This window comes from Peptoniphilus sp. BV3C26 (assembly GCF_000478985.1).
GTDB classification, from domain to species: Bacteria; Bacillota; Clostridia; order Tissierellales; family Peptoniphilaceae; genus Peptoniphilus_B; species Peptoniphilus_B koenoeneniae.
Genome location: NZ_AWXB01000060.1, coordinates 24,022 through 48,836 on the forward strand (window position 1 = coordinate 24,022; position 24,815 = coordinate 48,836).

The 24,815-nt window shown below is 32.0% G+C and carries 25 protein-coding genes and 1 pseudogene; 8 read left to right on the forward strand and 18 right to left on the reverse strand.

All coding sequences use genetic code 11. From position 1 onward, the window contains the following. Positions 1-17 precede the first annotated feature (17 nt). Positions 18-254, reverse strand: a complete 237-nt coding sequence (locus HMPREF1253_RS09965) for a phosphoribosylglycinamide formyltransferase (protein WP_081696616.1) — start codon at positions 252-254, stop codon at positions 18-20. 35 nt (positions 255-289) lie between these two features. Here HMPREF1253_RS09965 and HMPREF1253_RS10155 point away from each other — a divergent pair, with 35 nt between their 5' ends. Together HMPREF1253_RS10155 and HMPREF1253_RS07420 are read left to right on the forward strand one after the other, a co-directional pair. Further along, on the forward strand, positions 290-655 hold the full coding sequence (locus HMPREF1253_RS10155; protein WP_155803755.1) for a hypothetical protein: 366 nt from the start codon (positions 290-292) through the stop codon (positions 653-655). 200 nt (positions 656-855) lie between these two features. Next, positions 856-1,698, forward strand: coding sequence for a helix-turn-helix domain-containing protein (locus tag HMPREF1253_RS07420; protein ID WP_023056210.1), 843 nt, complete (start codon positions 856-858; stop codon positions 1,696-1,698). Positions 1,699-1,837: 139 nt separating this feature from the next. On the opposite strand, the gene spoVG is transcribed toward HMPREF1253_RS07420, so the two are convergent. Further along, the gene (gene spoVG / locus HMPREF1253_RS07425) at positions 1,838-2,125 is read right to left on the reverse strand and encodes a septation regulator SpoVG (protein WP_023056187.1); all 288 of its coding nucleotides are present in this window, start codon (positions 2,123-2,125) and stop codon (positions 1,838-1,840) included. Between the two features lie 157 nt (positions 2,126-2,282). Between spoVG and murC the strand changes: the two genes are divergently transcribed. After that, positions 2,283-3,671 carry a UDP-N-acetylmuramate--L-alanine ligase gene (murC, locus tag HMPREF1253_RS07430; protein WP_023056170.1) on the forward strand — a complete coding sequence of 463 codons (1,389 nt, stop codon included), beginning with the start codon at positions 2,283-2,285 and terminating at the stop codon, positions 3,669-3,671. A gap of 101 nt (positions 3,672-3,772) precedes the next feature. Here the strand turns inward: murC and HMPREF1253_RS07435 are convergent, their stop codons facing one another. The 12 genes from HMPREF1253_RS07435 to HMPREF1253_RS07490 form a co-directional block, all read right to left on the reverse strand. After that, complete coding sequence (locus tag HMPREF1253_RS07435) at positions 3,773-4,252, reverse strand: hypothetical protein (protein WP_023056174.1); 480 nt, start codon at positions 4,250-4,252, stop codon at positions 3,773-3,775. After that, the gene (locus tag HMPREF1253_RS07440) at positions 4,245-4,463 is read right to left on the reverse strand and encodes a helix-turn-helix transcriptional regulator (RefSeq protein WP_023056188.1); all 219 of its coding nucleotides are present in this window, start codon (positions 4,461-4,463) and stop codon (positions 4,245-4,247) included. The genes HMPREF1253_RS07435 and HMPREF1253_RS07440 overlap by 8 nt, the downstream gene beginning before the upstream one ends. An 8-nt stretch (positions 4,464-4,471) precedes the next feature. Next, complete coding sequence (locus HMPREF1253_RS07445) at positions 4,472-4,942, reverse strand: DUF2975 domain-containing protein (protein ID WP_023056195.1); 471 nt, start codon at positions 4,940-4,942, stop codon at positions 4,472-4,474. A 149-nt stretch (positions 4,943-5,091) separates the two neighbouring features. Further along, the gene (locus tag HMPREF1253_RS07450; protein WP_023056200.1) at positions 5,092-5,862 is read right to left on the reverse strand and encodes an ADP-ribosylglycohydrolase family protein; all 771 of its coding nucleotides are present in this window, start codon (positions 5,860-5,862) and stop codon (positions 5,092-5,094) included. A gap of 16 nt (positions 5,863-5,878) precedes the next feature. Further along, positions 5,879-7,102 (reverse strand): MFS transporter, encoded by a 1,224-nt coding sequence (locus tag HMPREF1253_RS07455; RefSeq protein ID WP_023056140.1) that lies wholly within the window; start codon positions 7,100-7,102, stop codon positions 5,879-5,881. 64 nt (positions 7,103-7,166) lie between these two features. Then, complete coding sequence (locus HMPREF1253_RS07460) at positions 7,167-7,652, reverse strand: hotdog domain-containing protein (RefSeq protein WP_023056167.1); 486 nt, start codon at positions 7,650-7,652, stop codon at positions 7,167-7,169. Between the two features lie 145 nt (positions 7,653-7,797). Beyond that, the gene (locus HMPREF1253_RS10160) at positions 7,798-10,725 is read right to left on the reverse strand and encodes an S-layer homology domain-containing protein (RefSeq protein ID WP_023056181.1); all 2,928 of its coding nucleotides are present in this window, start codon (positions 10,723-10,725) and stop codon (positions 7,798-7,800) included. A 104-nt stretch (positions 10,726-10,829) separates the two neighbouring features. Beyond that, the gene (locus HMPREF1253_RS07470; protein ID WP_023056176.1) at positions 10,830-11,432 is read right to left on the reverse strand and encodes a PH domain-containing protein; all 603 of its coding nucleotides are present in this window, start codon (positions 11,430-11,432) and stop codon (positions 10,830-10,832) included. Between the two features lie 256 nt (positions 11,433-11,688). Continuing rightward, positions 11,689-12,264 carry a LemA family protein gene (locus tag HMPREF1253_RS07475; protein ID WP_023056169.1) on the reverse strand — a complete coding sequence of 192 codons (576 nt, stop codon included), beginning with the start codon at positions 12,262-12,264 and terminating at the stop codon, positions 11,689-11,691. A 10-nt stretch (positions 12,265-12,274) separates the two neighbouring features. After that, complete coding sequence (locus HMPREF1253_RS07480) at positions 12,275-13,243, reverse strand: DUF3137 domain-containing protein (RefSeq protein WP_052648951.1); 969 nt, start codon at positions 13,241-13,243, stop codon at positions 12,275-12,277. A 138-nt stretch (positions 13,244-13,381) separates the two neighbouring features. Continuing rightward, positions 13,382-14,677, reverse strand: coding sequence for a HAMP domain-containing sensor histidine kinase (locus tag HMPREF1253_RS07485; protein ID WP_023056163.1), 1,296 nt, complete (start codon positions 14,675-14,677; stop codon positions 13,382-13,384). A gap of 1 nt (position 14,678) precedes the next feature. Next, entirely contained in the window at positions 14,679-15,374 is a 696-nt protein-coding gene (locus HMPREF1253_RS07490; RefSeq protein WP_023056206.1) for a response regulator transcription factor, read from the reverse strand. A 127-nt stretch (positions 15,375-15,501) separates the two neighbouring features. Here HMPREF1253_RS07490 and HMPREF1253_RS07495 point away from each other — a divergent pair, with 127 nt between their 5' ends. The 4 genes from HMPREF1253_RS07495 to HMPREF1253_RS07510 all read left to right on the forward strand — a co-directional run bounded on the left by HMPREF1253_RS07495 (position 15,502) and on the right by HMPREF1253_RS07510 (position 18,960). Next, the gene (locus tag HMPREF1253_RS07495; protein ID WP_023056207.1) at positions 15,502-16,395 is read left to right on the forward strand and encodes an ABC transporter ATP-binding protein; all 894 of its coding nucleotides are present in this window, start codon (positions 15,502-15,504) and stop codon (positions 16,393-16,395) included. Between the two features lies 1 nt (position 16,396). Further along, on the forward strand, positions 16,397-17,149 hold the full coding sequence (locus HMPREF1253_RS07500) for an ABC-2 family transporter protein (protein WP_023056139.1): 753 nt from the start codon (positions 16,397-16,399) through the stop codon (positions 17,147-17,149). 8 nt (positions 17,150-17,157) lie between these two features. Continuing rightward, a complete protein-coding gene (locus tag HMPREF1253_RS07505; protein ID WP_023056197.1) occupies positions 17,158-17,862 on the forward strand; it encodes an ABC transporter permease in 705 nt (234 codons plus the stop codon). Between the two features lie 90 nt (positions 17,863-17,952). Next, positions 17,953-18,960: a TrkA family potassium uptake protein gene (locus HMPREF1253_RS07510; RefSeq protein WP_023056158.1), complete on the forward strand. Its 1,008-nt coding sequence runs from the start codon at positions 17,953-17,955 to the stop codon at positions 18,958-18,960. Positions 18,961-19,047: 87 nt separating this feature from the next. On the opposite strand, the gene HMPREF1253_RS07515 is transcribed toward HMPREF1253_RS07510, so the two are convergent. Next, positions 19,048-19,533: a hypothetical protein gene (locus HMPREF1253_RS07515; protein WP_023056209.1), complete on the reverse strand. Its 486-nt coding sequence runs from the start codon at positions 19,531-19,533 to the stop codon at positions 19,048-19,050. Positions 19,534-19,677: 144 nt separating this feature from the next. On the opposite strand from HMPREF1253_RS07515, the pseudogene HMPREF1253_RS10295 reads away from it, so the two are divergent. Beyond that, positions 19,678-20,011, forward strand: a pseudogene (locus HMPREF1253_RS10295) (cation:proton antiporter regulatory subunit); the annotation flags it as partial. Between the two features lie 94 nt (positions 20,012-20,105). Here HMPREF1253_RS10295 and HMPREF1253_RS07525 read toward each other — a convergent pair. The 3 genes from HMPREF1253_RS07525 to HMPREF1253_RS09730 all read right to left on the reverse strand — a co-directional run bounded on the left by HMPREF1253_RS07525 (position 20,106) and on the right by HMPREF1253_RS09730 (position 24,737). After that, complete coding sequence (locus tag HMPREF1253_RS07525; RefSeq protein ID WP_023056156.1) at positions 20,106-20,684, reverse strand: hypothetical protein; 579 nt, start codon at positions 20,682-20,684, stop codon at positions 20,106-20,108. A gap of 35 nt (positions 20,685-20,719) precedes the next feature. Further along, positions 20,720-21,457 (reverse strand): CPBP family intramembrane glutamic endopeptidase, encoded by a 738-nt coding sequence (locus HMPREF1253_RS07530; protein WP_023056147.1) that lies wholly within the window; start codon positions 21,455-21,457, stop codon positions 20,720-20,722. 232 nt (positions 21,458-21,689) lie between these two features. Then, on the reverse strand, positions 21,690-24,737 hold the full coding sequence (locus tag HMPREF1253_RS09730) for an S-layer homology domain-containing protein (RefSeq protein WP_023056168.1): 3,048 nt from the start codon (positions 24,735-24,737) through the stop codon (positions 21,690-21,692). Between the last annotated feature and the right edge of the window lie 78 nt (positions 24,738-24,815).

Here is a 24,815-nt window from a genome sequence, read left to right on the forward strand (position 1 = left end):
ATTCGCCTAATTTACAATTATTGCTGGTCGTTTTTTCGTCTTTTCTGCCACACAATGTCATATCCCAGCACATCCGCCAGCTCCACCGCCTCGCCGTAGCGGAGCGAGCCGCGCTTGATCTTGCCGGAGAGATTGGGAACGCTGCGGCTCCAGCCGTATTCATCGGAGAGGTAGTCCACCACCTCGGTCATGGTCATGCCGGTGCGGACAATGTAGGACTTGATCTCATTGCGGTAGGTTTCGGATTTTCTCATATTCAAACTTTCCTCCTGTTTTTTCGGTGCGCTCTATGGTAAAATGGGTTTGTCAAATCGTGACACCCGTTCGCCATAGGGCGCTGGTTTTTGATGTACGGCTTTCGGCTGGAAATACTGCCAATGATACGTTGGTCACGGGCAACACCCGCAGCTTTTGCCGTTTGGTGTGTCTTTGTGTGAAACGTCGAAACATCATTCTGAATGGCAAACGTCGTTCGCTGCCGGGTAGCGCTCTGTTCCATGCAGACAACCGCACAGAGCAGAAAACTATTTCGCCGTTTTCACTTGCTTTGATTTTTACGTTTGATTTTGCCGCTCCTTCCGAACGTCGTTCCTGCCCGGAGGATCGCTCCCAGCGTTTCGTCCCCGTTGGTACGCTCACGCTTTCGCGGTCATAGCGGTTACTTCGCTGGGGGACATATCCCGTTCGGACGGTCATGCAATTTTCAAGGTTCAGGTGCGATTGCAAGACCATTTTAGCGAAAAATATAGCTCTCTCCCGTATATCCAAGAGGTCGGAAAACGCGCCGAAAAACGCAGATTTCCACGCTTATGGACAAGACCGGAAAGGGCAGAAATTTGAAGGGAGGACACCGCCATGCAGCCGAAGCTCACCATTCAGGAGCGTCTCAAAGACCTGCGCGTGGAGCGCGGTCTGACGTTGGAACAGCTATCTGAGAAGACAGGCATCTCCAAGTCTGCGCTGGGAAAATACGAAGCCGATGATTTTAAGGACATCAGCCCGTTCAGCATGGTGGAGCTTGCAAAGTTCTACGGCGTGTCTACCGATTACCTGTTGGGGCTGACAGAGCAAAAAAATCACCCAAACACAGAGCTGGATGCGCTGCATTTGGGTGATGATGCAATCGAAGTATTGAGAACGAGCAAGTTCAATCACCGACTGCTGTCGGAGCTGATTTGCCATAAGGATTTCCTGCGTTTCATGCTGGACGCCGAGATTTACGTTGACCGGATCGCGGATATGCGCATCAATGATATGAACTCCGTGCTGGAAGCAGTCCGGCAGATGGCTTTGATGAAGAACGGTGACAATGAAAATGATCTGCATCTGCGGACGCTGGAAGTCGCGCAGATCAGAGAGGACGAGTATTTCGGAAGCCTGATTGCAGACGATCTGAAAGGCATTCTCCGTGACATTCGGAGCGAACACCGCCCCGACACCATGACGGCAGATGAAAGTTCCCTCGTAGCAACTGTACGGGGTCAGTTGCAGGATGCGATGAACTTTGAGGGTAGCTCCGAAGAAAAGCAAATTCGGTCGTTCCTCGCTACCTTTGGCATTGATTATGACAAGCTCACCAAAGAGCAGTTTGTCTCGCTGATTGAAATACTAAAGCTGTCCAAATACTTGAAAAGCCCAATCAACCAGCGCGGAAAAACGACCATGACCCACGGCAAGGGAAAACGGAAACGGAAATAGGAGAAAGCCGCGATATCCAGTAAAAATCTGGATATCGCGGCTTTTCGTTGCCCAATCCCGCCTGACAGATGCTCATTTCGTAATTTTGGTCTAAACCTGTTTTACGAACACCTGTCTATATAGTGGAGCTTTTTTTCGACTATTCTTCTTCAGCCACTTCTTGACCTTCTTCGTTTTCAAGTTCTTTGTACTTTTCAAAAACGATTCTTTCAATTTCCGCTCTTGCTTCTGCATTAATCGGATGTGCAACATCTCTAAATTCTCCATTAGGAAGTCTTCTTGAAGGCATTGCAATAAATAGGGAATCATTTCCTTGGATAATCTTAATGTCATGAATAACTATTGCATCATCAAAAGTTACTGAAACTATAGCTTTCATTTTACCAACGTCTGTTAATTTTCTAATACGTACGTCTGTAATGTTCATCTGTGTCACCGCCTTAATTTATATACACTTATTATACTATAATAAATGAAAAAAAACTTAAAAATTTTTAAAATATTGACAAATTTATAGGTTTTATATTATCTTCTGAAAAAATAAGATTAATTTATGATATAATTTTTATGTTAGAGGTGGATATATGTTTAAATTTAATCTTAATGAAAAAAAATATAAGCATGTTCACTTTATAGGAATTGGCGGAATTTCTATGAGCGGACTTGCAGAAATATTAAATAAATACGGATACAAGGTTACAGGCAGTGACAGTAAACAATCCGATACAACTGATAAGCTTAAAAGTCATGGTATTGATGTAATAATAGGACAAAAAAAAGAAAATATTAAGGGAGCTGACCTAATAATTTATACAGATGCCATTTCCCTTGATAATGAAGAACTTGCTCAAGCAATAAAAACTAAAGTTGATTTAATAGACAGAGCTTCTTTCTTAGGTGCTCTAATGGAAAATTATAAAGTTTCCATAGCAATTTCAGGAACTCATGGAAAAACTACTACAACTTCCATGGTAGCTGAAATAATTAAAAATCTTCCAACTGAACCTACTATAATAGTTGGAGGAAAACTTGATGATATAAATGGAAATGTCCTTGTGGGAAAAGAAGAAATGATTTTAACTGAAGCCTGTGAATATAAGGCCAATGTTTTAAAATATTTCCCTACTACAGCTTTAGTTTTAAATATTGACGAAGATCATCTTGATTATTTCGATAATATTGACCACATTATAAATACTTTTAAAGGCTATGGAGATAACTTAGGAAAAGATGACAAACTTATTTTAAATATTGACGATGAAAATACAAGAAATCTTCTTGAAAGAGATAACACTCAAATAATTACCATTGCCGTTGACAGATATGCTGACTATAGAGCAAAAAATATAGAATTTAATGACCTTGGCTATCCCCAATACGATTTATATTACAAGGACAAATACATTGATAAAGTTTTTCTTTCCATAATGGGCGTCCACAATGTATATAATTCTCTGGGGGCAATTGCAGCAGCCCATGAAAACAATATATCTTTTAAAGAAGCTATTGATGGAATTCATAATTACCATGGAGTTCATAGAAGACTTGAATACAAGGGTAACTATAAGGGAGCTCTAGTTATGGATGATTATGCCCACCACCCAACAGAAATAAAAGCTTCTCTTAACGCCTTAAGAAAGGGCTGCAAGAAAAATTTATATTGTATTTTTCAACCCCATACTTATACCAGGACAAAATTGCTTTTGGACAGCTTTAGCAAGAGTTTTTCTCAAACGGATTATACAATAATTACTGACATATATGCTGCAAGGGAAAAAGATTATGGAGATATTCATTCAAAAACTTTAGTTGATGCAATAAATAACAATGGAAACTCTGCATTTTACATGGAAACTTTCGACGAAATTGTAAAATTTTTACAAGACAATCTTCGCCCCAATGACATGGTTGTTACCATGGGTGCCGGTGATGTATATAAAATAGGACAAATGCTTTTAAATTCTCAAAAATAAAATATACACAAGAAAACAAAAAATATTTTAAATTTATAACTTACTTTATAAAAATACCCTCTCTACTTTATTAGTAAAGAGGGTAAAATTTTTTTAATTTATCAAGTGTCCCACTCCAAAAATAAAATCTCACCCCTATTCTCATCAATTATAAGTGCAATGAAATTACCATAAATGTTTTCAAAAACATTGTCTGAAGTTGCTTTAAAGTAGACTTCCTTATTCAAGTCAATAGAAGTTTTAAAACCTCTTTTTTTAACTGCATTAAGGCAAGTATTAATTTGAGAAATTTTATTTTCATCATCTTGAACCTTATAAGCTTTAAGTTCTTTTTTTAATTCTTCAATATCATTTTTATCTATAGAAAATAAAATTGCAGCCTGACCATCTCCGTGAAAATCCGGCTCTTTATAAAGCTCTCTTACTCTCTTCACGCTTTTAGGAAGGTTTATTCCAAATTCATTTTCCACTTCCTTTACAGCCTCTTCTCTCTTATCTGAAAGTAAAAACAAAAGGGGAATTGCTGCAAGAAAAATTATAAACATAATAATCAAAACTCTTTTAAATTTTTTATCACTCATCTTCATCACCCTGATACCTTAAAATATCCCCAACATTACAATTTAAAACTCTACAAATTTCTGAAAGAGTGGAAAATCTTATGGCCTTAGCTTTATTTGTTTTTAAAATAGAAAGATTTGCAAGGGTTATGCCAACTCGCTCAGATAATTCCGTTAAAGACATTTTATTTTTTGCAAGCTCCACATCTAAATCAACAATTATTTTTCCCATAGTCCACCTCAAATCGTTAGATCATTTTCTTCTTTTAATGTAATTCCTTCTTTTATCAAATCACATAGTAAAAGAAAAATTTGTCCAATTAAGATGGAAACAATTGCCGCTCCAATAAAAATTAAATTTGTAATTGAACCATCTAAGTTAAAATTTGTGTAAATTATAGAAAGAATTGATAAAAAAAATATCCCTATAAAAGAAAGTGCAATAACTTGAAGATCAAAAAGCATTCCATATTCAAAAATTTTGTCTTCACCATATTTTTTAAGGGCAAAAAGTCCAAATGAAACTGCAACAATTAAGGCAATTACTATCCCCTGACACAAAAATAACATGGGATATCTCATATTCATAAACATGGGATAAATATCTGCCATAATTTTTGAAAATTTAAAAATTTCATAAAATGAAAAAAGCAAAATTATAATTGCAATAATTAAAAGCCCACCAATAAATTTAACTCTAAGTGATTTCATAGTAACCTCCCTTTATTTTTAATATACCACTTTATTTTATGATTTACAATAATTATTTATTGTTTATCGATAATTTTTTAAGTTATGAGATTTAAAAAATACCCTCCTTACACTTTGCTAGTAAAGAGGGTATTTTTTCTATAAATTTTTCAAAATAAAACTTCTTCTATTAATTCTTTATTTTTTAATTTTTCAATCCATTCTTTTGGAATTTGGTCATAGCCATAAATAATGCCTGCAAGACCTCCTGTTACAGCTCCTGTCGTATCCGTATCATCTCCAAGATTAATAGCCTTTAAGACTGCATCCCTATAAGAATTTGTATTTAAAATACACCAAATACTTGCCTCTAAAGTGTCAAGAACAAATCCACTGGATCTTATTTCATCTTCCCTTTTATTTTTAATTTCATCACAAATAAATTTTTCCTTTTTTATTAATTTTCTTGCAATTTTAACATATTCCTTGCAAGAATCTAAAGAAATTTTGTGACCATGAGTTATAGCAGAAACTTTTTCAATTTCCTCATCATCAGCATCAGTAAAAGCCAAAGGCAAAATTCTCATTAAAGATCCATTTCCATTAGAATAATAATCATCTAAGCCATGACCCTGTGAAATGGCCATCCGAGTTGTATTGCCCACACCAAAAGTTTTCCCGTCCGCAGTAAACTCATCATTGTAAACCCAAGACTCAAAATTTTTTCTAATATCAATAATATTTATTTTCCCGCCATTGTCTTTAATAGCCTTACAAGTGGCAAGAGTCATACTTGTATCATCAGACCAAGTTCCCGGCTCCCTATTCCAAGTCCCATTTCCCACCATACTTTGGCACTTAAAGGTATTTCTTCCTTTAAATTCATAAGGAACTCCCAGAGCATCGCCAACTGCAAATCCGTAAATAGCATCTCTTAACATTTTTTCCTCCTAAGTTTTAATTTAGATTTTTTACTTGCAAATAAAAGGGAATTGATAAAATTTGAGCTGAAATTGAAATAGCAATCATAAGAGGAATTGAAACTTCATACATTGTTCCAAGAAGCCAACTTCCCAAAAACCAAAAAACTCCGAAAGAACACTCAAAAATCCCATAACCCGTTGCACGATTTTTTTTATCCACCATTGATGTAACTGCAGCCTTTAATATTGATTCTTGAGCTCCCATTCCTATTCCCCAAAGGATCAATCCGAAAATAAGAGCCGGAATGCTTTTCATACCAAAGATAAAAAATGAAAAAGGAGCAGAAATAATTGTTGAAATTACCAAAGCCTTAAGGCCATTTTTATCATACATATGTCCGAAAACAAGAGCTGCTATGGCGTCAATTAACATTGCCCCGGCATATAAAAGAGGTATAGTTCCACTATTAATTAAATTTGAAGTTTCATAAAAGTTTCCCGCAATTTCTGTATAATTTTTAGAAATATGCATAATTACTATTGAATAATCAATAAAACCGAAAGCAAAAAAAGAAATTCCCGCAATATAAAAAATAAATGATTTTTTCATTTTAAAAGGTTGAGCTTTTTTTATTTCAGGTTCAAAAGCTTCAGGATTTGGAAATTTTTTCTTTGTATAAAACAATAAAAAAATAGTAATCATACCTGGAATAAATAAAAAGGCAAAACATCTTCTATAAATTTCAAAAGCACTTCCATCAGTTTTAAAAAGCATTACTAAATAAAGAAGGACCGGTCCCAAAAAAGCTCCGATTTGATCCAACATCTCTTGAATTCCAAAAGACTTTCCAACCCCTTCTTGGCTTGCTGCAAAAGACATAATTGTATCCTTAGCAGGTTTTTTTATTGCCTTTCCCATTCTTTGAAATATTAATAAAGCTGACGCAGCCACCCAACCATTTTCTCCCACAAGAGCAAGAGCAGGCACTGCTATAATATCTAAAATATAACCGAAAATTACCATGGGCCAATATTTTTTCGTTCTGTCGGTAATTTTTCCAAATACATATCTCATGGAATATCCAACTAATTCACCAAGACCCGAAACAAATCCTATAGTTCCTGCAGATGCACCTAAAATTGTAAGATAGGCTCCCCTTATACTGGAGGCGCCTTCATGAGTCATATCTGAAAATAAACTTACAATTCCAAATAAAATAATAAATAACATTGCCTTTGAAATTCTTTTTTCTTTCAAATTTATCTCCCCGCTATTTTTATAAAATTTAAAAATTTTATTTAGATAATGCTTATGTGCTTTTTTACATATTATCCTTTACCCCCACAGCAATAATTTTTGCTTTAGCACGAACTAGGCCCTCAGCTTCCATTTCCATATTTACAATTACTTTTCTTTCGCCGATTTCTTCCGGCCATGAAGTAACTTTTATCTCCTTATTCATAGGCAGGGGCTTTTTAAAATCAATCTCAAGCCTTGCAGTAATAAAACGACCTATAATAGTGTCTTCATTAAAATCGAGACCCCTTTTATGGTGGTTAAACCAAGCAGCAGATGCAGTCCCATGGCAATCAAAAATCATGGCAATCATTCCTCCAAATAAATTTGCAGGAACTCCCCCTGTAAAATGCTCATCAGGTGTAATTTTACAAATACAAGTTTCCCCATCCACTGAAGGGTAAGATTTTAAATGAAGACCCTCTTTATTTTTAGGACCACAGCCCCAACAATATTGAAATCTTTCCCCATAAGTGTCCTGAATAGCCAAAGCCTTGTTTTCCTTTTCCATATTTATTCCTCCACATTAAATTTATAAAATCCAACTTTATTTTCAACTTAAACTTTTCTAATTGACTAGTATTTTAACACTTTTAAATTTTTAAAAAAAGTTGGCAAAAAAATTGCCTCCCTTTTAAGGAGGCAATCATAAGATTTTACTTTACCATGTCTTCTATTAAACGAATCCAGTTTTCGACAATACCATTTTCGTTTCTTCTGATATATTCATGGGAATTTGCAGCTTCCATAATTTCATAGTAAGCCCAATGATTTTCATTTAAGTCTGTAAAATGCTTTAAAAGTCCTAGGTTTTCTATGCCTTCAAGACTTTTTGCATCAGCCTTTCTATCATAAAAATTATTCAAGATAGTTACAATTTCAGCTCTTGTAATAGGAGCATCAGGACGGAAAGTTCCATCAGGATAACCTGCTATACGATTATTTCCGTAAGCTTGATTAATCGCATCTTCATAAATGTGTCCTTTTACATCAGCAAAAGGTGCAATAGAATTATTTTTCTTATCTATAAACTCTATTAATTTTGCAAATTCAGCCCTTGTAATAGGAGAATCAGGGCGAAAATCTTGTCCGGATTTTTCAACTAAAATACCCTTTTCAAAAGCAGCATTGATATACTTGTTGTACCAAGAACCTTCCTTAAGATCCGAGAAAATTCTTGAACTTGAATCACTTAAATCATAGCCTTCAAGACGACTTATAAGAGCCACTGCTTCTGCCCTTGTCATTTTGCCTTCTGGTAATACTCTTTGATCTAAATAGCCTGCTAAATATGCCTTATGACTTTCAATTTTCTTTTTAAATTCATCAGGGCTTTTTATAGTGAAAGTTCCCAAATAACCCTCATCTTTTACTTTCCTTTCAATCTTTTCCCATTGAGCGGCAAAAATGTAGTTGCCGTCAAGCTTAAATTTATTGCCTGGATTAAGAGTAACTTTATTTACACTTGCAGCATCTGAAGTTACTTTTGTACCCCTCCATCCAGTAAATTTAAAGCCTTCTCTCACAGGCCCTGCTGGAATAGTGATTTCATCATTTACCTTATGGGCTTCCTGCTTTTCTGTTTTTCCGTCTTCAAATTTTCCGCCGTTGGCATCATAAATTATTAAAAAGTCTCCCTTGTAATTTATGTCATAATTATTTAAAAGGCTTTTGCTCATGCCCTTCATATGAGGAATATCAGATGTATCACTAAATTTTAGTTTATCAAATCTATCATAATTTATTGGAGGTGCAAATAGACCTAATCTAGCCTCATTACCCTTAAACAATGTAGTTTTATCGATGCTTAAATTTTGATACTTAGTTTCATCTGCAGGATTTTTATAATCGCTTGATACATTATAGATAGCTCCTCCAAATCCAGCTTTGTTATCTATAAACTTGCTTGAATCGCTAATATTGACAGTAACACCCTCATCAATATAAATACCTCCGCCTGCAAGAGTTTTTTGATCTTGTTTAGAACCAGTATCGTTGCCATTAAATTCAGTTCCTTTTATATTGACAGTTCCTTTACTTTGTGAGCCACCTGTTCCAACAAAGATGCCAGCAGCTCCATTAGCTGTATTGTTTTTAATTATACACTTATTTAAATTAACGATAGTTTGAGCTACAGATACAATTCCGCCACCTAATAAATCTGAATTATTAGCTTCTATACTAGAGTTTTCAACAGTTAAAGTGCCAAGAATAGCTGTTATACCTCCACCTATATTTTTAGACTTGTTATTTTTTATTGTGCTATTTTTAATTGTATAATTTACTGTGGGATTGTTTTGTACACCTAATAACAAAGCTCCACCACGAGCTTTACTATCGTTCTTTTCAAAAGTACAGTTGTCAATGTCAATGTCTGCGTCAACACTATAAACAGCTCCACCGTCTGACACTGAACTATTTTCTGTAAAAGTAGAGTTTTTTATTTCAGCTCCGCCTTGTAAATACAAAGCACCACCAGCTGATGCAACTTTATTGTTTTTAAATGTAACATCATTTAGTGTTAATTTCTTTGATGAAAAAATTGCTCCAGCCCAATTAGCTGTATTATTTTCAAAAGTGGTATTTGAAACACTAAATTCTTTTGAGCTATATATTGCACCACCTGTGCTTGCTTTATTGCCTTTAAATGTAGCATTAGAAATACTTGCTGAATTATTTTTACCAATAAAAATAGCTCCACTAGTTTTCTTGGCTTCATTATTTTCAAAAGTTCCTCCAGTGATGTTTAGAACTCCAGAAGCCGCTATAGCTCCACCATCACTTGTGTTGGATTTGTTGTTTTTAAAAGTTCCGCCACTAATATTTACTGTAGAGTCTTTACGAGCTTGAATAACTCCACCTTGTGTATCTGAATTGTTATTTTGTATTATTGCTCCATCTTCAATATTAAGGACACAATTAGAAGAAACTAATATAGCTGGACCATCATACGAAGGAACGTCAATAAAGTTTTGTACAACCGTTCCTTTCCCTAATGTAAGTTGGCCATTTTCTGATAAAAATGTTAGTTCTCCGTCCTTATTACCATCTAAAATTATATTTTCAACTCGCATCTTGCAATTATGGGCAACATAAAAAATTAGTCGTGTTCCAAGCCTTTTTAAAGTGCAAGTTTTCCCATCAGCTGATTTTAGTAAAATGTTAACATCCTGCCTTGACCATACGTCCTCATTTGCAGGAATATCATAATCTTTATTAACTGTAATTACATATTCGTTTGCCATATCATTTTGTTCACATGCGCCAAAAGCATCAAAAAGAGTGTCAAACTCTCCAACAAGTGTCCCGTCTCCTGTACTTCCAACAGATCTTTTTGTTACTGTGAAAGTCTTTTCCGTTCCTCCCACAGGATTTTGCATTAAAAGTTTTTTGCTTTTATCTTCTTTAAAATTTAAAACTTTTCCTTTATTTTCCACATCTTTAGAATCTTTATTCATAAGTTCCTCTTGAGGTAAATCATTTTTTACATGATTTAGAGGATCTGTGGAAGCTAAAGTCCTTGTAGGAAAGATAAAACTTCCTAAAAGAAGGGCTAAAATAAAAATTAAATTAAATTTTTTCATAAAATATTACCTCCAGTCTCTATTTATATTCATTATACATATTTTACCATAGATTTTATATATAAAATATAGAATTTAATTTAATTAAAGTTTTAAAAAAGTTTTTATTTATATTCTGTATTGTAACCTGTGTTTTCCTTTGGTCTATAGGCATTTGGAAAGGCTTGATCGGTGGTAACATCAAGGCTTACCTTTTTAAGAAGTTTATAAACGCCGTAGGGATCTTCGATTGAAATAAATCTATTGGCATCAGATGAAACTCTGTAATTAAAAGCTCCATTTACATTTGCATTATAAAACAAATTAAGGGTGCCTACTTTTCTTATATTTTCCAAAAAGTTTACATCAACTGAAAGGTTTGTGATTTCTCTATGTTCAAGAGTATTTATATCTCTTCCAAATATACCTCGACTAACGTAAACTCTCTTATCCGTAATGGCATATTCGACGGTTCTGTAATTTATAAGCCTGAATATTGGGCCTATTATGGCAAACCAAACGGGAAATAGATGAAAAATAAAAAAAATAAAAATAAATCCATTTAAAAATTGAGCATCTTTTAAAAAATCGGAAATTAAAAATAAATCAAAAAGGCCCCAAAAAATTGCAACTAAATAAATTGCAGGATTTCCCACAATATACAATACAATATCAGGCTTTCCTCTCCACAATATGCGTTCATTATCATCAACTATACTTTCAATCATTTCGCACCTCCATAATGAAATAATTATAGGTAAAATTTTTTTTTGATAAGGTATTTTATCATTGTTAAACAAAGAAATTTTGAATTTTTCGTTATAAATTTGTAAAATTTTCCATAATTTTATATTTAATTAGAATTGTTTTATTGTAAATAAAAAATAGCGATTTTAAGTCGCTATTTTTTTGCCATGTATAAAATTTTAAAACTATAAATGAAAAAGTTTAGCTTTAGTCCTTTTCTATATTTTTTAGTATAATTTACACATTATAATCAAAATCATCTATGGATTTTTTTTGGTCTAAATTTTCCTCCCTTAAAAAATCCATTTCCACCATACCCTTTAGCTTTGCCACCTGGGAGGTTGGAAAAGAAACTATTTCTTGATTAAAAATGCTTATATTATTATTCACTATTCTTTTTGCAGCTGCCAATTGTTCATTTTCATCATCTATCTCATCTTCCAATCTCAAAAATTCTTCAGAAGATTTAAGCTCCGGATAAGCCTCTGCCAAAACGTGAATCTTTTCTATTGCCTGGTCCTGATTTTTTATAACATTTTCAAAACCCCTAATTCCAGATTCCTGTCTTAGCTTTACCAAATCGGTAAAAGTGGATTTTTCATACTTAGCAAAAGACTTAGCCACCTTTATCATCTGACAAATGGTATCATACCTCTTAGCAAGAGCTATATCTAAATTTTTTTCCGATTCCTTTATTATTATCTTATATCTATTTAATTTATTTGAAGCCCTTATAAACCAAATTATAAGACAAAATAAAAACAAAAATGGAATGACCAAGAAAGAAGTCACTAAACTAATAAACTTTTCCATAATTTCTCCTTTAAAATTTCTCACCAATTATATCAATTAATTCATAAAAGTAAGATAATTTACCTCTGATTTTTTCATATTCCCCCGAAAGGGATAAATTTTCCACAGACTTTCCCCCACCCGGTACCGGGAATAAAAATTTATGAGACTCAAAAGAAATAGCAATATATTTTTCGTCCATATATAGGCAAACCCTCATTTTATCTGACCAATCATTTAAAATTTCAATAATCTTAGGATCTAAAATCAATCTTGTATAAAAATCATCCGTAGAAAATATTGAATAAGAATCATTAAACTTAATAGATTCAACCCTTACCTCTTTTTCATCTTTTCTCTTACTTCCATAGGCCCTATAAATTTTATCACCAAGGAAATTTTCTTTTACAACAGGCACAATCCTAATATGCCCCTTAATCTTTGTATCCATCTTAGCTGCCAAAACCTGGCCCTCAAAATCAACAACCTCTTCCTCGGTCTTATCCTTGTCCTTTATGTAGTGATATGCCCTCAAATTACAAAACTCGGTCTTATAATCATCACCAAAAATTATATGGCAATTGGAATAATATTTTTTAGAATTATAAATTAAATTTCCTAAAATTTCCAAATCTATACCCTCAAGATAATTTATCCTTGTATCCGGCAAGATTTCTTTTAAAACAGGTAATAAAAAATTATTTACATAGTCATCAGTCATATTATGTCTATTTTTTTCTAAATAATTAGACGCAATAATAATCATAATAAAAATAACTATTGCCCCATAAGCCTTAAAATATATAGCAGCATTACCTGCAATTATAAGACCAAGACAACCTAAAAATAAAGGCTTTGTTGCCCTATCTTTCATCTTAGCCTTAATAACTTTTAACTTCTCCATATTTTGAGGAGAATTTTCAAGCTCTTGAATTTTTTTAATAATATCAGGATCAGTAAATTTATCTCTAAATTTTTCCTTCATGATAAATCCTTTCATTTATGCTTTACTGTTAAATTTTATCATATTCCATTTAAGATATGAATAAAAAATTTTTTCTAAAAGCCAATAAAATTTCCATTAAAAAAAGGCCATCAAGCCTTTTTTATGTGTTTTATTTAAAAGTTATAATAAAATTTAATTTTTATTTTCAAAGATAAAAGATACTTCTAATCCGGGATGCTTATTTTTTATAATGAATTTTCCTTCATGCAATTCGGCTATTTGTTTAGAGATAAAAATACCCAGTCCATGTTTTGTAATATTGGTTAAATCTTCTTCATTAACTTTTTTTATAATGCTTTCAGATAATCCTCTTCCTTCATCTAAAATGGTAATAGTTAAGCTATTTTTAGATTCTGAAATTATTAGTCTTATTTTCCCTTTTGTATAGATTATTGAATTTTTTAAAATATTTTCAAGCATTCTATAAAATAAATTGGGATCCATTTTAAGTTTTATATTTTGCTTTTTTATATTATTTTCAAAAATAATTTCCCTTTCTGGATTTTCATTTAGTTTATCTACTAGGAGTTTTCTAATTACTTTTAGGAGATTTTCTTCTTTAAAGTTTTCTTTTTCTATGTTTGAAAGGGATAGGGTCAGATTTAAGCTTTCTAAGATATTTGAAATTTTTAAGACCTGGTCTTTAATATTTTCTACATCAAGGTCTTTTTTATTTTCCTTACTTAGTTCCCATGAAATTTTTGCAAGGGGGGTTCTCACGTCATGGCTCACTCCTCTAATCCACTTACCTTGAGCTTCTTTTAAATTTTTATATTTTTCATTTGCCTTATTTATGGAAAATGAAAGGTCTTTTAATTCTCCATATTCATCTAATTTTTCATAGTCTTCTTCATAGAGATTGTCTATTGCTTTTTGAAAGGGTAAGATATTTTTAAAAATATTTTTAATATCAATTCTATAAATTATATAGACAAAGACTAAAAATAAAATTAAAAATATTATAACTAATTCTAAATTAAAAATAAGTTTTTTGTAATTATAATAATTAAATGGTAATTTATCTAAAGAATGTTTAGGATAGGCAAATATAAGCAAGCCATCACCTGTTTTATATGTGAATACTGGATAGTCTGCTAAATAAAATCTTGTAAAGCCTGCTACGTCAGTAAGATTAAATTTATCTTTTACTTCTTTAGGCTTATTAAAGCTTTCTATAACTTTTCCGTCTTTATCAAGTCTTATGGACCAAATATCTTTTTCTTTTAAAAATTCTTTATTTTTTTCATTTAAATAAATCTTGCTTTTATTGTCTTCCACATAGGAAAAAATATCATTTGGCCTTGGATATTTATTATTTAATCTGTAGTTTAGGTAGAGAAATATCGCAAGCAAAAACATTAGAAAAAACATTAAAGAGAGTATTCTTATAACAATTTTTTTAAATCTTTTTAAAATATAATTAAACATATTATTCTTCTTTAATTAATTTATAACCAAGACCTTTTATGGTAATTAAGATCTTAGGGTCTCTGGGATTATCTTCTAATTTTTCCCTCAGCCTATATATGTGGGTTATTAAGGTATTTTCATAGCCATAAGAATCTTCCCAAATGTTGTCTAAAATTCTGTCAATTGAAACTATTTTATTTATATTTTCAGATAAGTAAGCTAAGATTTTAAATTGTGTGGCTGTTAATGCAATTTCTTCACCGTTTTTTATAAGTATTCCCTTAGATTTATGAAAAATTACATTTCCTAATTTTATTTTTTCTTGGCTATTAATTTTTTTACTTCTTCTTAAAATTGCATCAATTCTCCAAAGAAGTTCGTCTGGAAAAAATGGCTTGACTAAATAGTCGTCTGCCCTGTTTTCAAAGCCTTCTCTCCTGTCATCTATTCCATCAAGGGCAGATAAAATTATTACAGCTATATCGGAAGTCTTTCTAACTTCTTTTAATAGGTCAAAGCCACTTCCATCGGGAAGCATTAAGTCTAAAACTATTAAATCAATTTTAAAATTTTTTAGCTTAAACCTCGACTCTTTTAAGTTTTTAGCAGTGTAAACTTTTTTAAAATCCTTATTTTTTAAAAAATTATATAAATTTTCCAATAAGTTTTTTTCATCATCAACTATTAATATAGAAAAATTTCTTCTTAAATCCATCTAAACCCCCTCGTTAACCTTATTATACAACACTTTTCCAATCTATTTGTTTTTGTGATGTAAAAGTGATCTTGTTTAAACTTTATCTTTATCTGTGAGCTTTATTATATTTTTAGGAGGAATGATTATGAACAAAATCTTAGAAATAAAAAATTTAAAAAAATCATATAATAATAAAAAAGTTTTAGATATTGATTTTTTAGAAATAGAGGAAAAATCTATTTTTGGTTTAATAGGAAAAAATGGAGCTGGTAAATCTACCCTAATGAAACTTATTCTTGGTCTTGTGAAAAAAGACCAGGGTATGATTAAAGTTTTTGGGCAGGAATTAAATTCAAAAAATCAAAAAGATTTCAACAAATTTTTTGGTGCTTTAATTGAAAATCCTTCTTTTTATGACCACTTAACAGGCTATGAAAATTTAGAAATAATTTGTCAGCTAAAGGGAATAAAAAAAGATGAAATTTTAAAAACCCTGGACCTTGTAGGTCTTAACAATTTAGGCAAAAAGAAGGCAAGAGAATTTTCTCTTGGTATGAAACAAAGACTTGGTATAGCTATGGCCTTAATAGGAAATCCAAAGCTTTTAATTTTAGATGAACCTATAAATGGTTTAGACCCTCAGGGAATTGAGGAAATGAGAAATTTATTTAAAAATATTGTAAAAAATACTTCTACAAGTATCTTAATTTCTTCCCACATCCTTGATGAGATAGAAAAAATTTCCACCCATATAGGTATCCTTAAAGCTGGAAAGTTAACCTATAATGGAAGCTTGGAAGAATATAGGAGGCTCCATCCCCCATTTATATCTTTAGTTACATCTGACAATAAAAAAACTCTGAGTCTTTTAAATCTTGATGAAGATAGGCTAAGGGAGAAAAAAATAATCTTAGGTAAAAAGTCCAACCAAGATATTGCAGATATAGTGAACTTTTTACATGGCAAGGTAGATATTTATAGGTTAGAGGAAGAAAAAGAAAGCCTGGAAAAACTATTTATTGAAGAAAGCAGGTCTTAATATGAAAAACTTAGAAAGAAAAAAATATAAAAGACTGGGAATAAATTTTTTAATAATAATAGTTTTTTTTGTTCAGATGCTAATTGTAGCAGGAATTAGTCATTCAAGGTCTTTTTCAGAGGGCAAATATCCCCTTGCTTACATCTTGGATACTTATTTATTTATATCTCTACTGTCAAATCCTATATTAATATCATCTCTTATAAAAAAAGTAATAGAAATTGAAGAAAAAAATAAGATGTGGCAGATGGAAATAATTCTTGGAGAAAAGGTTAATTCTATTCTTCTTAATAAATTTAAAAATTTATCTTTTAAGTTAATTTTATTGCAAATAATTGAAGCCCTAGTTTTTCTTGCCCTAGCAATGAAGTCAGATCATTTCAATATTAATAGTGGAATAATTTTAAGATTTTTACTTGTAAATCTATCGGCTTTAATAATAAATTTATTCTTTTTGGCCTTATTTATGATAATAGAAATGAAAACAAAAAAAGTTTACACCCTTTCATTTATTTCTATAATAGGGGGCCTTACAGGAGTGATTACCATGCTCACATCAGAAATTCTATCTTTTATAAATCCCTTTGCTTGGATGGCAAGTCTTTTAAATATTTCTTATGTAAAAGAGTCAGATAAATTTGTCCAGGTTTTAAATCCCTTAAATTTTTATACACTAATTATTGCCCTTGGTCTTTTAATAATCAGCCTTATTTATTTAAAGACAATGAAATCTTATAACTTATACAAGGATTAGGAGGAAAAATGTTAAAATTAGAATTTAAAAAAATAAAATTTATAAATATTTTACTAATAAGTCTTATAATACCCCTTCTTGCCAATGCCTTTGGCCTTATAAATTATATGGGAAATAAGGGAATTCTAACCCATGAATGGCAAAGTCTATGGACCCAAGTAAGTTTATTTTACTTTTCCTTTTTCTATATTCCTTTAATTGCTATTATAATAGCAAGTCTTTGGTCCCCCGAACACAAGGCAGGGCTTAAATTTATTAGGCTTAGTCCAAAGAAAAATATCTCATTTATAATGGCCAAGTTATTTCTATCTTTTATAATAATAAGCCTTTGTCAAATATATTTTTTGGCCCTATTTTATGCAGGCGGAAAATTTATAGGAAATTTCCAAAGGATAAATTTTAATATTTATGCTTATTATATATTTCTTAGCATTTTTCTTTCACTTCCTATTATAGGAATTTTTGGAGCTCTTGCTATAAGGATAAGGTCCTTTGGAATTATAGTTCTCCTTTCCAGTATGTTTACAATATTTGGATTTGCTACAACCTATAAATCCTTAAAAATAATAGGTTTAAGCTTTCTTTCAATTGAAGCTAACAACTTTAGATTTATAAATGCACATGATTTAGGATTATTAACTATTTTTGCACTAGGAGAATTAATAATATCCTTATATTTTTCTAACAAATTTTTAAAATACGAAAATAAGTAAGTTTAAAAGAGGCTTTTTAAGAATTAAATCTTAAAAAGCCTCTTAAATTTTTTAAAAATATACTATAATCTAATATATAAGGAGAGGCTTATGGAAGAAAAAAGAAAACTTAAATTTATTTTTTTAGCTTTTGCACTTTTACTTATTACTGGCGTTATAGGTTATATGATTTTATTAAAGGTAGATTTTATCGATGCCTTATATATGACTGTTATAACCATATCTACTGTAGGTTTTGGTGAAGTTGGCACCACCAGCAATCTGTCTGAAATCTTTTCAGTCTTTATGATTTTTTTAGGGGTTGGTATAGTTGGATATGCTTTTACAACGGTGGTTGCTATGTTTGTTGAAGGCAAGGTTTCAGATTTGTGGAAGGGAAGTAAAATGGATAAAAAAATTGCTGCTTTAAATAATCATTACATAATATGTGGATCTGGTGAGCTGGCAGAGGTAATTATAAAAAAATTTATTAATGAAAAACTTGATTTTGTTGTTATAAGTGATAGGCGTGAAGACCTTGAAGATTTCAGCCATCACGATATTTTAGTGGTTGAGGGTCAATCTACTGAGGAAAGTGTCTTGAAACATGCGGGAATTGAAAGGGCTAAGGGTCTTATTGCAACTTTAGATTCTGAAGTGGACAACATAGTAACTGTGCTTACTGCAAGAAATCTTAATAAAAATATTTATATTATTTCAAATGCCCTTACTAAATCAGGTAGCGAAAAGTTATTAAAGGTGGGAGCTGATAAAACTCTATCTGCTGTGGAAATAAGTGGCAAGAGAATGGCTTCTCTTATGATAAAGCCTAATATTATTTCATTTTTAGATGTGGTTACAAAAATCGGAGATGTTGAGCTTGATTTGGAAGAGGTTCTTGTCAAAAGGGGATCCTATTTAGAAAATAAAAATTTAATTGAAGCACAGATTCCTAAAAAAACTGGGCTTATTGTTCTTGCTATAAAGAAAATTGAAGATGGAAAAATGATTTTCAATCCCCCAATTGATTATACTTTTAAAATTGGTGATGTTCTTATTGCTTTAGGAAGAGATGACCAAGTTGATAGTTTGAAAAATTTAGGTGATGAAATAAAATAAGGCTATTTTAAAAATAGCCTTTTTTTAGCCTTTATAGTTTTTATTTAATAAACCACAAAGATTTATAGTATTCCATTTTTATATGACTTATTCCGGTGCATTTAATTTGATATTTTCTTCAAAACCTGATGGATCACCATTTTTTGCCTTATCTAAAATTTTATCAAAATACTCTCTTGTAGCATCGTCACACTTTTCTTCTGACATGTAGGGCATCTTCTTTGCTTTCTCCAACTCTTCTAAAGCTTTCTCAGCTCTTCTAGGATCATTTTTATAGGTGTTTAACCACTCCTTTTCCCAAGCTGCTTCCCAATAAATGCTTGCTCTTGTGTTTCCAAAACCCTTTTGATAAACTGAACCATTTTCTTCTTCGTCTATCTCCTTTGGCACATTATAACCTTTTGGCCAATTAAGATTTTTACAAGTTTCAACAAATTCATTTTGAACACCTTTACGAGAAATCATTTCACTTGAATGATCACCTGCATTTGCCTTAACATAAGCGCCTATTCCTAAAGCTAAACAGCCTGCTAATAATATTGACCCTATTTTTCTTTTAATATTTCCTTTCATTTTTCTCTCCTTAATTTTTATTGGATTTATTATGTCATAATAATAGCAAATATTAATTACAAAACCTCTTAATAAAAATTACAAAATTATAAAATAATTTATACAAAGCTAACAGATTTTATAAATTTTTAGGGTCTATAATATGTGGAAATAAGTGGCAAGAGAATGGCTTCTCTTATGATAAAGCCTAATATTATTTCATTTTTAGATGTGGTTACAAAAATCGGAGATGTTGAGCTTGATTTGGAAGAGGTTCTTGTCAAAAGGGGATCCTATTTAGAAAATAAAAATTTAATTGAAGCACAGATTCCTAAAAAAAACTGAGCTTATTGTTCTTGCTATAAAGAAAATTGAAGATGGAAAAATGATTTTCAATCCCCCAATTGATTATACTTTTAAAATTGGTGATGTTCTAATTGTTTTAGGAAGAGATGACCAAGTTGATAGTTTGAAAAATTTAGGTGATGAAATAAAATAAGGCTATTTTAAAAATAGCCTTTTTTATATTTTCATTGTAAAAGAAAAAAAGGATATTAATATCAATATCCTTTTTTTTCTTATATAATTTAGGGCTATTTATTTTCTTTAAATGTTTTTAAATTCATCAATACTCCCGTGTGAGGAAGATACTGAACATAAGCTGATACAAACTCATCGTCTGTCCACTTTTCTTTTTCCAGGTCATAAGTTTCAGAGTTTATGCGAAATATTTCAGTGTCACCCTTTTCCGTGTAGCCTATAAGGCTATAAACTATAGAATACTCATAAATATTATCTCGTTCGAATGTTATATAGTTAAGCTTCACGACTTTAGGTGCATTTATATAAGAAAAATCAAAAATCCAAGCTCTTATTAAATAAAAAACTCCAAAAAAAGCGACGATGGCACATATCCACCAAATAATTATAGATCTTGGTTTTTCCTTAATAAAATAGTTAATAGCTAAAACTATAAAAATTACAAGGCTTATAAAAATACGAAACACAATCTCGCAAAAATATCCACTTATGCCTTCTTGATTTTCTCCCATAGAATGGCTGAATATTGCATAAAGAAAACTTATTGCAAATAAAATAAATAAAATAAATAAAAAAATTAAAAAAATAAAGACTATTTTTCTTTTGACCGGTATATTTCTTATATTTTTCATTTTATCTTCCCTTAGATATATTTTTCATTTTTATTTTAAATACAATCCCTATTTTTATATGATTCAAAGTCTTTTTTATCTTTAAGTTTTAACAAATAAGTACAATAAAAAACAGCAACAAATATTGTAGCAATTATATAGATCCCCTCAAAAGTTTGATTGTTCTTAGAAAATTTAGAAAAAGCATCTATCATTCCATGGGCAAAAATACATGGTAAAAGACTTTTACTTTTATAGAAAATAATTGTAAACATAAAACCCCAAGCCAGGGCAAAAAATATTTGAGAGATTGTTTCTAAATCCCTTTGTCCGGCAAATAAGTTTATAATGTGGCCCATACCAAATGTAATTGCCACGATTGTAATAGATTTTGCTGGTCCATCCTTTTTTAAAATTGCCTTAAAAAGAAAACCTCTGAAAATTACTTCCTCAATGTATCCAATCAAAAACATGGATAAAACTGAAAAAACCTGATAAATCCCACTGTAAGATAAATGTAAACCTCCCCAGAGGTTACCTGTGGTAAGAACCCATACAGGGATAAAATATAAATATCTTGCTCTATTTTTAGGATATTTATTAAGGCCGTATTTTTCTTCCAAATGATGTTTTTTTATAAAGATCCCAATTGCTCCAGCAATCAAAGCGAGACTTATGAGCATAATAATACTTTGGTCCCCAAACTTATCTCGAATGAAAACAGATACAGTGCAATATATTATTACCCAAACAAGTCCAAAATAAATTTCATTTTTTTTATATAAACTATACATTTTTTCCTCTTTATGTAAATTTTAAAAATTTTAATTTCATGCCTTTATCTTATCTTTTTTACAATTTTATCTTTAAATTATATAAGTAGTGTAAAATTAAAATTAAATTTCTGTAGATTTTTAAAAAATCCCCTACTTAAAATAGGCAGGCATGATAAAAATACTTTTATCATGCCCGCCTGTTTTCTTTTATTGTTTCTATTATTTATTATATTCTTTAATAATTAAATTTTTACTTGTCGTAAACAAAGCTTGTTTCATTAACTTCAAACCATGTTTCATCTCTTTCATTTTCTTTACGTTCATAAGTGTGACCATTAGTCGCTTCTACTACAGGATAGTATGCCCAGTGGGCCTTATCCATGTCCCTATAGTTTATAATTTTGTTTAAGTTGTGATCTACAAAATCTTCATCTGCAAAGCGATTTAACATACGATTTGTAATTGACACTATTTCTGCACGGGTAATCGGTTGGTCAGGTTTAAAACTTCCGTCAGGATAACCGGAAATCCATCCTGCTTCTGCTGCCTTTTGAATTACATCATAAGCCCAGTGATCTTTAGAAACATCTGTAAAATTTTTGTTTCCTCCACTGAGATTTGCAAATCTTGTAGCCATTGCTGCAAATTCTCCACGAGTAATGTTTGCATATGGTCTGAAATTCCCATCTGGATATCCCTTAATCATGTTTAATTTGCTCATATAACTTATAGCTGTAACAGACCAAAGGTCATCTGAAACATCCTTGTAGTTTCTACTATATATTATTCCCTTTTGAGGTCTTTCATTTAAAAGTCTCGAAAACATAACCGCCACTTCTTGACGGGACATTTGCCTATCCGGTCTAAAGGTTTGATCTTTGTAGCCTATCATATATTGTGCATGATCTTTTTTATTCAATAAGGGTGTATCTACTGACTTTATAAGGAAATAACCATTTCCCGATTTGTCGTGTTTTTTTGGTTCGTCAGGTTTTTTAATTTGTTCTTCCCATTGAGCATAAAGAGTTATATCACTTTCTATGACAGTGTCGAGTGTAAATGATGATGTTCCTTTACCGTCTTTTTGAGTATTCCAGCCCTTAAAAGTATATCCTTTTCTTACAGGATCAGCAGGAAAATCTTTCCCTAATTTACTTTTTTCAAGTACTAGGAATGCAGCATGAATCGGTTCTTCAGTTTCATAGTTCTTATCAAAAATAACCTTGCGAAATATTATTAAGTTAACATCATCATTGTTCAATGGGTGATTGTATTTTGTACCCGGATGAGAAGTAGACATATACAAAAGTTTTACAAATTCATCCTTCGTACTCGGTGGAGTAAAGGTTTGAAATGCCTTGTTATTTCTAAAGACCGTCGTGGCATCGGTGTTGATGTTATAGTAGTAATCTTTAGCTGTCGGAGGTTGTACAAGTGGCCCTGTAGATCCATCATCGTATTCTGGCATATAAGCATGAAGATTACTGTAAATGGCTCCGCCATGGCCCAATTCACCTGTAGCTTCATTGCCGTCAAAAACAGTGCCCTTGATTACTTTTAAAAGGCCGTGGGTTTCATCAACGGAAATGGCACCGCCAGATTTGTCTGCCTTATTTCTTGTAAATGTACAACCGTCTAGTGTAACAACTCCCTTTTCATCTAAAGCGGTATTAATATAAATGGCTCCGCCGTGACCGTTGTTTTCGTGTGTGCCGTCTGGCAAGATGGATGGTTCTGACTTTATAGCTTCATTTCCTTCAAAGGTGGATTTTTCTATAGTCATGGTATTACTTGTCCAGATGCCGCCGCCGTAGTAGGCTTTGTTTTCTTTAAACTCAGCATTTTTAAAGTTTAGGCTGCCGTTTTCTTTAATTAAGCATACTCCTCCACCAGATAGGGCTTCGTTTTTATATAGCTTCACGCCGTCAATGGTAAGGGTTTCGCCAACAGGTAAGTTGGAGTAGATACCGCCACCGTATTGTGCGATATTTTCTCTAATTACTATGCCGCCTATCTTTGCCTTAGGCGATCTAAGACGGATGCCGCCACCGTAGTTGGCTTTGTTCTTCTCAATGGTTCCTGAAATTAAATCACAGGAAGGAGTTGTACCCCACGGATAAAAACCGCCACCAGTATAAGCTTCGTTTTCTGAAATAATTCCGTTCCCTTCCATAATGAAATTGCTGTTAAATACTGCTGTTATTCCTCCACCGTATCTTCCTTGATTTTTAGATACTTGTCCTCCGGTAAGCTTGACAACTGAATTACCTGCACAATAAATTCCTCCGCCTGCATAAGACGCGGAGTTTCCATTGATTTCTCCGCCGGTGATTTCCAGGTTCGTATTTTTTCCTGTGAAAATACCGCCACCACTATTAGCCATATTATTGTGGATTTTGCCACCATTAATTATGCCTTTACCTTGTAAAACAATTGCTCCTCCGAAGCCTGAGTCAGAAGAAACCTTGTTACCAGTAATCTCTCCGCCCTTGATGGTCAATGTTCTGGTCCCAATATAAGAAATGGCACCGCCAGCTTGTATGGCCTCGTTATTTCTTATAATGCCGCCATTAATTGTGACATCCCCTGCTTCTTGACAATAAATAGCACCGCCTGTTTTGGCCCCATCGTTCGGATCAACTTTCCCATTTTGTAAGATGGCACCGTCATTGATCGTTAGACTTACAGGAAGTGGTTCCGTTGATTCCATCCAAAATATACGTTTTTGATTGTTTCCGTCGATAATAATATCTTCTACGGTTAGATGAGCCCCGTTGACAACGCCGAGCATCATAGTGTGATTTGTATTATTTGCTTTGATTGTTCTTTTGCTTGCCTTGTCCTTACTCCTAAGGGTCACCTCGCCATAGGGCCAGCCAAACTGACTGTACTCAGTTAATTCAATATCCTTATTCACTTGAAGGACAAAATTGTATTTCCTTCCCTCCTTTGTAAGGTCGTACATTTTGTCGATTGCTTGTTTTATGGTGTCGTAGTCATCGACCTTTACCCCATCTTTAAAAAGAGTGATTGCCTTTTCCTCTTGAGGATTGCCGCCCATTAAATACATTTCTTTTTTTATTTCTTTTGAATTTAGTAACAAAGCCTTATCTTCATTTAACTCCCTATTACTCACTTCAATATTATCACTTGTCGTATTTGCATATTTATCAGCTTCCTTATTCTTTATGCTGTCATCAATTGCAAAAACACTATTAAAACTGCATGATAAAAATATTAACAAAGCAACAATGGTTAATCTTATAATTTTAAAACTTCTTTTCTTAATTATATTCATGTCTCTACCTCCCTTGCTCTTATTATACCATGTAATATAAGTTTTATTTAAATATATGCCTTTTAACTCCATTGATAT